Source organism: Diaphorobacter sp. (assembly GCF_050251835.1).
Lineage (GTDB): Bacteria > Pseudomonadota > Gammaproteobacteria > Burkholderiales > Burkholderiaceae_C > JBFXIE01.
The window spans coordinates 22,457-31,162 of sequence record NZ_JBFWLZ010000037.1; the positions used below are offsets into that span (position 1 = coordinate 22,457).

Sequence of the window (8,706 nt, forward strand, 5' to 3'; positions counted from 1 at the left end):
GGGAGATCGCCGACCACCAGCTCTACAGCTACAGCGGCGTGCTGACGGTGTTTGTCGGTCCTGCTTCGGATGCCTGAGCGTATCCGCGCCGAGGCATTGATTGCGCGGTACCGGATGCTATCAATAAGATAGTGCTTGGAGCTGTCGGATTGCTGGCGGCTGTCATGGGGTGCGCTCACAATGGGTGGCCTCGTCCCCTTGTTTGCGGCACGCCGCACTTCCAGGCCATCATCCATGAGCGCGCAGCACCCCTCGTCATCCACCGCCACCTCAACGGGCACACCGGTCGCCGCTGCGCTGGCGCACCCCAACCAGTTCGCCTTGCTGCGCCAGCGCCGCTTCGCGCCGTTTTTCTGGACGCAGTTTGCCGGCGCGGCCAACGACAACCTGTTCAAGTTCGCCTTCACGGTGATGGTGACCTACCAGCTCAGCGTGGCGTGGATGCCGCCGGCGCTGGCGGGGCTGGTGATCGGGGCGGTGTTCATCCTGCCGTTTTTGCTGTTCTCGGCCACGGCGGGGCAGCTGGCCGACAAGTACGAGAAGACGCGCATCATCCGCCGGGTGAAGGACATGGAGATCGCCATCATGCTGGTGGCGGGGGCGGGCTTCATGGCGCAGGACGCCACCGTCAGCGTGGCGGTGCTGCTGGGCTGCGTGTTCTTGATGGGGCTGCACTCCACGCTGTTTGGCCCCGTCAAGTTCGCCTACCTGCCGCAGGCGCTGGATGAGCGGGAGCTGACGGGCGGCAACGGCATGGTGGAGATGGGCACCTTCGTCGCCATCTTGCTGGGCAATGTGGCGGGCGGGCTGCTGGTGGCCCTGCCCGGCGTGGGCCACGCCAGCGTGGCGGTGGCCTGCCTGGTGCTGGCGCTGGCGGGGCGTGCCGCGGCGCAGTGGATTCCCAAGGCCCCGGCCACCGACCCGCATCTGGCCGTCAACTGGAACCCCTTCACCGAAACCTGGCGCAACCTGCGGCTGGCGCACGGCAACGCGGTGGTGTTCCGCTCGCTGCTGGGCATCTCTTGGATGTGGTTCTTCGGCGCGGTGTTCTTGAGCCAGTTCCCCAGCTTTGCCAAGGACGTGCTGCACGGCAACGAGCAGGTGGCGTCGCTGCTGCTGGTGGTGTTTTCGGTGGGCATAGGCGTGGGCGCGCTGCTGTGCGAGGTGCTGTCGCGCCGGCATGTGGAGATCGGCCTGGTGCCGCTGGGGGCCATTGGCATGAGCGCGTTCGCCATCGACCTGTACTTTGCGGTGCGCCATTTGCCCGCCGCGCACGCCATGGGCCTGGCGGATTTCGTGGCGCAGCCCGCGCACTGGCGCGTGATGGCCGACCTGGCCTTGCTCAGCCTGTTCACCGGTCTGTACAGCGTGCCCATGTACGCGCTGATCCAGATGCGCAGCCAGCCCACGCACCGCGCGCGCATCATCGCGGCCAACAACATCCTCAACGCGCTGTTCATGATCGCCAGCGCGTTGCTGGCGGGGGCGCTGCTGTCGGCGGGCGCCGCGGTGCCGCAAATCTTTTTGTTCACCGGCATCGCCAATGCGGTGGTGGCGTTCTACATCTTCCTGCTGGTGCCCGAGTACCTGCTGCGCTTCGTGGCCTGGGTGCTGTCGCGCTGCGTCTATCGCTTCAAGGTGCGCGGTGACGAGCACATCCCTGCCACGGGCGCGGCCATTCTGGTGTGCAACCACGTCAGCTTTGTCGATGCCGTGCTGCTGATGGCGGCCAGCCCGCGGCCCATCTGTTTCGTCATGGACCACCGCATCTTTCGCATGCCGGTGCTGGGAGGGCTGTTTCGGCTAGCCAAGGCCATTCCGATTGCGCCGCAGCGGGAGGACGCCGCCACCTACGAGGCCGCCTTTGAGCGCGCGGCGCAGGTGTTGCGCAGTGGCGATCTGCTGGCCATCTTCCCGGAGGGCGGCATCACGCGTGACGGGCAGCTGCAGCCCTTCAAGGGCGGCATCATGAAGATCATCGAGCACGCCCAGGCAGACGGGTTGCAGCCACCCGTGGTGCCCCTGGCGCTGACCCGTCTGTGGGGTTCGTACTTCAGCCGCATCGAGCGCGGCGAGGCCATGGTGCGCCCCTTCAGGCGCGGTCTGTGGAGCCGCGTGGGCCTGAACGTGGGCCCGCCCCTGGCCGCCGCCGAGGTGCAACCCGCCCTGCTGCGCGAGCGGGTGGCGGGCCTGCTGGCGCAGGGTTGACGGTGGCCGCGCTACTTTATTAATAGCTGCTGGCGCTTGACATAAAAGGGCTGGATGCCATTTTGACTGATATTTTCCGGGCGGGTCCTCAGCCCTTGGGCGCTGCCTGCGCTGCCTGCGCCGCTTGCGCCACATGGGCCAGGTGGCGCCCTGTCGCATCCCGCGCCACGGCGGCGCAGCCCAGCACCTGGCCGCTGCCGTCGGTCACCACGCTGAAGCTCATGTCCACGTACAGCTTGCGCCCTTCCTTGTGCGTGCCGCGCGTGGTGCGCACCTCGCGGCCGCAGCTGCCGCGCTCGATGGCGCGGTCAAAGCCGCGCCAGTGCGCCTGGCGCAGATGCGGCGGGATGATCAGGTCCAGGCTCTGGCCCAGCGCCTCCTGCGCGCTGAAGCCAAACAGCGCGGCGGCGCCCGGGTTCCAGGCACGGATGACGCCTTCGCGGTCGCAGTAGATCAGCGCGTCGGCCATGTCGCAGGCGATGCGCTCCCACGGAACGGCTGGGGCAGGGGCTGTGCTCATGGCGGGCATTGTGCGCCCCAGGGGCCCAGAGCGTAAACACGCTTTCAGTACGAAATCCCGGGCTGGGCATAGCAGCGCACCTGTTCGCGGCCGCTGGATTTGGCCTCGTACAGCGCCGCATCGGCCTTGGACAGCAGCAGCTCCAGCCGGTCACCCGTGCCCGGGCGGGGCACCTGGTGCACCCCGGCGCTGAGCGTGACCTGCAGCTCGCCACCGCAGGGCAGCGCGAACCGGTGGGCGCTCAGCTGCTGGCGCAGGCGTTGGCCTACTTCCACCGCCTGCGCCTGGGTGACGTGCGGCAGGATCAAGGCAAACTCCTCGCCGCCCATGCGCCCCATCAGATCCTGCGGGCGCACATGCTGCAGCGCCAGCGTGGCGAACTGGCGCAATACCGCATCGCCCTGGGCGTGGCCGTGGCGGTCGTTGATCTGCTTGAAGTGGTCCAGATCCAGCATGATGACGGCCACGCTGGTGCCTTCCTGGCTCAGGCGCTCCAGCAGGCGGTTGCCGCGCTCTATCAGTGCGCGGCGCGATAGCAGGCCGGTCAGGTAATCGTGGTTGACGGCATGGCCCAGCCGGTTCAGCGCCTGCAGCCGCAACGCGTAGGCGCAGGCCACCGCCAGCGGCGCCAGCGACAGCAGCGCCATGCCATAGCGCAGCGACATCACATCCTGCAGGTGCTCGGGCGTGAAGGCAAAGGCCCCCAGCGCCACGGAGGCCGTCTTCCAGCTGTACAGCAGCAGGTTCAGCACCGTGGTGGGGAATACGCCGTAGGCCATGGCGCACCACACCATCGCCGGCATGCTGAAGCCCAGCGAGCCCGGCCCGCCGATGGCAAAGGTCATCGCCTCGGACACCAGCAGCGCCGCCAGCGGCAAAAGCCGATGCGTGCGGCCTTGCTGCGCCGCCAGCGCATCGTCATCGTGCTTGCGCCAGCGCCACACCCACCCGCGGGGCGCAGACAGAAACAGGGGCGTGACCAGGATGAAGGTGTAGAACTCGGTGGACATCCACATGGCCATCGAATCCCACAGCGGCATGCCCAGCAGATACGCGCCGGCCGGCCCGCCCACCAGTGTGCAGCCCAGCGCTGCGATGGTGCAGCCCGCCAGCAGGTGCAAGACCGACCGCTGGTGGCGCAGCCGCAGCACCTGCGGCGGCTGCCGGGCCAGGTACAGCCAGCCGGCCAGCACGCCCGCCACATTGGCGGTATTGAGTCCCACGGCTTTTTGCCACGTCGAGCCAGTGAGCAGGTCGGCTGCCATGAAGGCGGCCAGCGCATACAGCCACGTGAGGGGCGACGCGCCCCAGCGCGGGTGGCGCAGCAGCAAGCCCAGCATGACCGCGTTGGCCAGCCAAAATATGGACAGGTAACCCACGGGGCGGCTAACGATACCGACCAGGCAGGTCAGAAAGATGCAGACCGCCAGGCACAACTGACCGCGCCACAGCGGCGTGGCGGGCGTGGCCGCAGAGGCCGGGGCGATGGGAGACTGCATTGCGCGCGATACCAGTGGGCAGAAAGTCAAACAAATGTAATCAAACGTATAAAACCTTGTCTGTGTGGTGCCAAGACCCGGGCGCAGCGCCGCCTGCATCTGACGCGGTGGTCGGCCCGGCCATGACCTGCGGGTTGAACTGGGGTAACCTGCTTTCCAGGTTCGGTGCTGCCTGATCTGCCTGCCTGGCGTTGCTGGAAGGGCTTGGGCAAGTGACCGGATCGATAGCAAGAAAGATGCCGGATCATGAGACCGCCGGCTGCAAAGGCGGCAAACACTGTCTTGGCCAGGGCCGTTGATGGCGCAATCTTCGGTTGCCATTGATCGGGGCTCCAAGTCTGACAGCCCTCTGGATCGGCCCAACGGAGTGTTGTCATGCTGAACTTCCCTTTTGGTGCCCAGTCTGCCTCGGCCAGCGGCGTCTTGCCCGACCCGGTGCCCGCGCACCCGCTGCTCGAGGGCAAAAAGGAGATCGGGCGCGGTCAGCACTCGATCGTGCTCGACAAAGGCGACGGCGAGCGGGTGTACAAGCTGGTCACGTCGCCGGCCGATTACTGGCTGCACACCGCCGCCGACCGGCCGCGGGGCAAGCACTTTCCCATCGTTTATGCCGACCACGGCGATGTGGGTGTGGCCCGGTCGGGCTACCGGATGTATCTGCTGGAGACCGAGCGCCTGTACCCGCTGACACCCAACGCGCAGGCCGCCGTGCTGGCCAGCCAGCTGGTTCAGGCCTACTGGGACGGCTGCTTGCGCTGGCGCGAGCTGGGCGCGCAAATGGGGCGCGTTGCCATGTACCACCTGGCCGTGGGCGGGCCTTTCGCCTGGGACCAGTCCTTTCAGGCCGCGCTCAAGACCCTGGCAGAGTTCGTCGAGGACTACGAGGTGCTGCCCGATCTTCTGAAGACGGACAACCTGATGGTGCGCAAAGACGGCACGCTGGTGTTTTCAGACCCCGTGTTCGTGCCGTAGGGCTACGGGCGGCGGCGCTTGTCATCGTGGTCGCGGCCGCTCAGTCCGCTCAGTCCCCCCAGTTCTCGATCTGCAGTCCCGGCACGCGGGCCAATGCACGGGCGTGGTGGGTGACCAGCGTCCAGCCCTCGGCGCGGGCATGCGCGGCCAGCCACAGGTCGTTGTTGCCAATGGATTGGCTTTGTCCGTGCAGCGCGGCGCGAATGTGACCGTAATGCTCGGCCGCGGCCATGGGCAGCGGGCGGGGCCCTATCAGCTGCACCAGCCGCTCAATGGTGGCCAGGGCCTGGTCACGCGACTGGCTTCTTTCAGCGCCAAAACGCAACTCGCCCACGGTGACGACGGACAAGGCCAGTTCGTGCAGCGCATGCCGCGCAAAGCGGTCGCGCACCGCCTGGGGGTGCCCCATGGCGATACGAATGCAGATGCTGGTGTCCAGCAGGTAGCGCGCGGATGCGGCAGTCATGATCACAGTGCCTCGCGCTCTTGCGGCGGCGTGTTGCTGCGGCCATCGACCATGAAGTCTTGCGGTAGCTCGGTCAGCAGGTCGAAAACGACAGCCGCAGTGGGCGGCGTCTGGCGCAGCACGATGTCGTCGCCCTGGCGAAAAATCTCCACCTGCCCGACGTTGACCCGAAACTGCTTGGGCAAGCGCACCGCCTGGCTGTTGCCGGACTGAAAAACGCGGGCGTAGGGCATGGCTGCCTCCGGGTTCTGATGTGGTCCGTAACACTGTATCCATCCGCGGCCCGCACCACAACAGGCCCGGGGCGCGGCCGTGCGGCGGTTTTTCATGGCGCTGGCGAGGGCGCAGGCGCTGCATGGCCGGCCTTGGCCAGCAGAAAGTCGATGCAGGTGCGCACGGCCCGCGTCTGGTGGCGGTTGGGCAGGTACAGCAGGTACAGGTGCGTGCCGAAGATGCTCAGGCGGTATTCATGCAGCGTGGTCAGCACCTCGCCGCTGGCGACCTTGTCCTGCACCACGTAGTCGGGCACCAGGCCCACGCCCAGGCCGGCCAGGATGCCCTGGCGCAGGAAGGGGAAGTGCTCGGAGATCAGCGTCGGCTCCAGCAGCATCTCCTGGCGCTCGGTGCCCTGGTAGGCCGCCAGCCGCAACTGCCGCCCCGTGACGCCTGCCGTGATGAGCGGGCTGTTGCGCAGCTCGTAGAGCGTGGCTGGCAGGCCGTGGCGCTCGGCATAGCTGCGCGAGGCACAGGCCACGTAATGCACGCTGCCCAGGCTGCGCGCAATCACGGACAGCGGCGGCTCCTGGATCACGCGGATGGCAATGTCCACCTCGTCGCGCAGGTGGTCGGCGCGGTTTTCAAAGAGCACGTCCAGCACGATGCGCGGGTACAGCTGCTTGAACTCGATGAGCCAGCGGCCCATCACCATCTCGCCGTAGCCGCTGGGCACGCTGATGCCCACGCGGCCCTGCAGTTCCTGGCCCAGGCTGGTGATGGTCTCCTGGGCTGCGGCCAGCTCGTTGCGGATGCTGCGCCCGTGCTCGTACAGGCGCAGGCCCACTTCGGTGGGTTCCACGCGGCGCGTGGTGCGCCTGACCAGCTGCACGCCCAGTGATTTTTCCAGCTGCGTCAGGTGGTAGCTGACGTTGGCGCGCGTCATCTTGAGCTTGCGGGCGGCCTGGCTCAGGTTGCCGCTGTCGATGATTTCCACCAGCAAGGTCAGCGCATTCAGGTCCATAGGGGGCAGTTTGTCTTAATTGGCTTGACAGTCTGTCAATGGTTCATGGGATTGTAAAGATTCCTTATCGTGGCAAAAATGTTCGTTTCTGTATTTGCTTCGTCAACAGGAGACATGCGCATGAGTGAGCAAGCCAACGCTGCCGCAGTCCACACCCGCCTTGATGGCGCGGTGCTGGTGGTGACCATCCACAACCCCCCCGTCAATGCCCTGGGCCAGGCGGTGCGCGCCGGTCTGCTGGCCGCTGTGGAGCAGGCCGAGGCCGACGCCGCCGTGCGCGCCTTGCTGATCGTGGGCGAGGGCAAGGCCTTCATCGCCGGCGCCGACATCCGCGAGTTCGGCAAGCCGCCCGTGCCGCCATCACTGCCCGAGGTATGCAACCGCCTGGAGTCGTGCGCCAAGCCGGTGATTGCCGCCATCCACGGCGCGGCGCTGGGCGGCGGGCTGGAGGTGGCCATGTCCGCCCACTACCGCCTGGCCCTGCCCACGGCCCTGCTGGGCCTGCCCGAGGTGAACCTGGGCCTGCTGCCCGGCGCTGGCGGCACGCAGCGCGCGCCGCGCCTGATGGGCGTGCAGGCGGCTGCCGATCTGATGCTCAGCGGCAAGCACCTGAATGCCAAGGCGGCGCTGGCCGCCAAGCTGGTGGACAAGCTGGTCGAAGGCACCGACCCCGTGGCTGCCGGCCTGGCCTATGCCAATGAACTGCTGGCCCAGGGCGCGCAGCCGCGCCGCACGCGCGACCTGCAGGTGGCTGACAAGGCCGCGGCGCTGGCGGCGCTGGATGCGCTGGCGCTTGATACGGCCAAGAAATCGCGCGGCCTGTTCTCGCCCGGCAAGATCGTGGAATGCGTGCGCGCCGCCGTGGAGCTGCCGTTTGACGAGGGCCTGGCCCGCGAGCGCGCCCTGTTCATCGAATGCCTGAACAGCCCCCAGCGCCAGGGCCTGGTGCACGCCTTCTTTGCCGAGCGTGAGACCGCCAAGATCCCCGAGGCCAAGGCCGCCGCCCCCCGTGCGCTGTCCAGCCTGGCCGTCATTGGCGGCGGCACCATGGGCGCGGGCATCACCGTGTCGGCGCTGGATGCGGGCTTCACCGTGACCATGATCGAGCGCGACGCCGAATCGATTGCGCGCGGCCAGAAGAACGTCGAGAAGGTCTATGACGGCCTGATCGCCAAGGGCCGCCTGACCGCGGAAGGCAAGGCCGCCATCATGGCGCGCTACACGCCGTCCACCCGCTACGACGACATCGCTGGCGTGGATCTGGTGATCGAGGCCGTGTTTGAAGACCTCGAAGTGAAAAAGGCCGTGTTCAAGGAACTGGACCGCGTCTGCAAGCCGGGCGCGGTGCTGGCCACCAACACCTCGTACCTGGACATCGACGCCATTGCCGCCGCCACCAGCCGCCCGCAAGATGTGATCGGCCTGCACTTCTTCAGCCCGGCCAACATCATGAAGCTGCTGGAGATTGTGGTGCCCGCCAAGGTGGCCCCCGACGTGGTGACCACCGCCTTCGCGCTGGCCAAGAAGATGAAGAAGATCCCCGTGCGCGCCGGTGTGTGCGACGGCTTCATCGGCAACCGCATCCTGGCCGTGTACAAGCAGGCCGCCGACTACATCATGGAAGACGGCGCCAGCCCCTACGAGATCGACGAGGCCGTGCGCGGCTTTGGTTTTGCGATGGGCCCGTTCCAGGTGACCGACCTGGCCGGTGGCGACATTGGCTGGGCCACGCGCAAGCGCCGCGCCGCCACGCGCGACCCCCAGGCGCGTTATGTGGAGGTGGCCGACCGCGTCTGCGAGCGCG

The 8,706-nt window shown here is 67.4% G+C and carries 9 protein-coding genes; 3 read left to right on the top strand and 6 right to left on the bottom strand.

The annotated features are described in order from the left end of the window. Positions 1–236, bottom strand: a 236-nt coding sequence (locus tag AB7E35_RS12060; protein ID WP_428167623.1) for a hypothetical protein, incomplete at its 3' end; no start/stop codon positions are given. On the opposite strand from AB7E35_RS12060, the gene AB7E35_RS12065 reads away from it, so the two are divergent. Then, positions 235–2,208: an MFS transporter gene (locus tag AB7E35_RS12065; protein WP_428164102.1), complete on the top strand. Its 1,974-nt coding sequence runs from the start codon at positions 235–237 to the stop codon at positions 2,206–2,208. The genes AB7E35_RS12060 and AB7E35_RS12065 overlap by 2 nt on opposite strands. 88 nt (positions 2,209–2,296) lie before the next feature. Here AB7E35_RS12065 and AB7E35_RS12070 read toward each other — a convergent pair whose 3' ends face one another. Together AB7E35_RS12070 and AB7E35_RS12075 are read right to left on the bottom strand one after the other, a co-directional pair. Continuing rightward, on the bottom strand, positions 2,297–2,728 hold the full coding sequence (locus tag AB7E35_RS12070; protein ID WP_428164101.1) for a PAS domain-containing protein: 432 nt from the start codon (positions 2,726–2,728) through the stop codon (positions 2,297–2,299). A gap of 44 nt (positions 2,729–2,772) precedes the next feature. Beyond that, positions 2,773–4,227, bottom strand: coding sequence for a diguanylate cyclase (locus AB7E35_RS12075; RefSeq protein ID WP_428164100.1), 1,455 nt, complete (start codon positions 4,225–4,227; stop codon positions 2,773–2,775). 375 nt (positions 4,228–4,602) lie between these two features. Between AB7E35_RS12075 and AB7E35_RS12080 the strand changes: the two genes are divergently transcribed. After that, positions 4,603–5,199 carry a hypothetical protein gene (locus tag AB7E35_RS12080; protein ID WP_428164099.1) on the top strand — a complete coding sequence of 199 codons (597 nt, stop codon included), beginning with the start codon at positions 4,603–4,605 and terminating at the stop codon, positions 5,197–5,199. Between the two features lie 49 nt (positions 5,200–5,248). Here the strand turns inward: AB7E35_RS12080 and AB7E35_RS12085 are convergent, their stop codons facing one another. The 3 genes from AB7E35_RS12085 to AB7E35_RS12095 all read right to left on the bottom strand — a co-directional run bounded on the left by AB7E35_RS12085 (position 5,249) and on the right by AB7E35_RS12095 (position 6,902). Continuing rightward, positions 5,249–5,665 carry a type II toxin-antitoxin system VapC family toxin gene (locus tag AB7E35_RS12085; RefSeq protein ID WP_428164098.1) on the bottom strand — a complete coding sequence of 139 codons (417 nt, stop codon included), beginning with the start codon at positions 5,663–5,665 and terminating at the stop codon, positions 5,249–5,251. 2 nt (positions 5,666–5,667) lie between these two features. After that, entirely contained in the window at positions 5,668–5,898 is a 231-nt protein-coding gene (locus AB7E35_RS12090; RefSeq protein WP_428164097.1) for an antitoxin, read from the bottom strand. Between the two features lie 92 nt (positions 5,899–5,990). Further along, positions 5,991–6,902, bottom strand: coding sequence for a LysR family transcriptional regulator (locus AB7E35_RS12095; protein WP_428167624.1), 912 nt, complete (start codon positions 6,900–6,902; stop codon positions 5,991–5,993). Positions 6,903–7,022: 120 nt separating this feature from the next. On the opposite strand from AB7E35_RS12095, the gene AB7E35_RS12100 reads away from it, so the two are divergent. Next, positions 7,023–8,706, top strand: a 1,684-nt coding sequence (locus AB7E35_RS12100) for a 3-hydroxyacyl-CoA dehydrogenase NAD-binding domain-containing protein (RefSeq protein WP_428167625.1), incomplete at its 3' end; no start/stop codon positions are given.

Coding starts and splice junctions, on each gene's coding strand:
- AB7E35_RS12070 (WP_428164101.1), bottom strand. CDS start 2,728: ATGAGCACAGCCCCTGCCCCAGCCGTTCCGTGGGAGCGCATCGCCTGC.
- AB7E35_RS12065 (WP_428164102.1), top strand. CDS start 235: ATGAGCGCGCAGCACCCCTCGTCATCCACCGCCACCTCAACGGGCACA.
- AB7E35_RS12080 (WP_428164099.1), top strand. CDS start 4,603: ATGCTGAACTTCCCTTTTGGTGCCCAGTCTGCCTCGGCCAGCGGCGTC.
- AB7E35_RS12075 (WP_428164100.1), bottom strand. CDS start 4,227: ATGCAGTCTCCCATCGCCCCGGCCTCTGCGGCCACGCCCGCCACGCCG.
- AB7E35_RS12095 (WP_428167624.1), bottom strand. CDS start 6,902: ATGGACCTGAATGCGCTGACCTTGCTGGTGGAAATCATCGACAGCGGC.
- AB7E35_RS12090 (WP_428164097.1), bottom strand. CDS start 5,898: ATGCCCTACGCCCGCGTTTTTCAGTCCGGCAACAGCCAGGCGGTGCGC.
- AB7E35_RS12085 (WP_428164098.1), bottom strand. CDS start 5,665: ATGACTGCCGCATCCGCGCGCTACCTGCTGGACACCAGCATCTGCATT.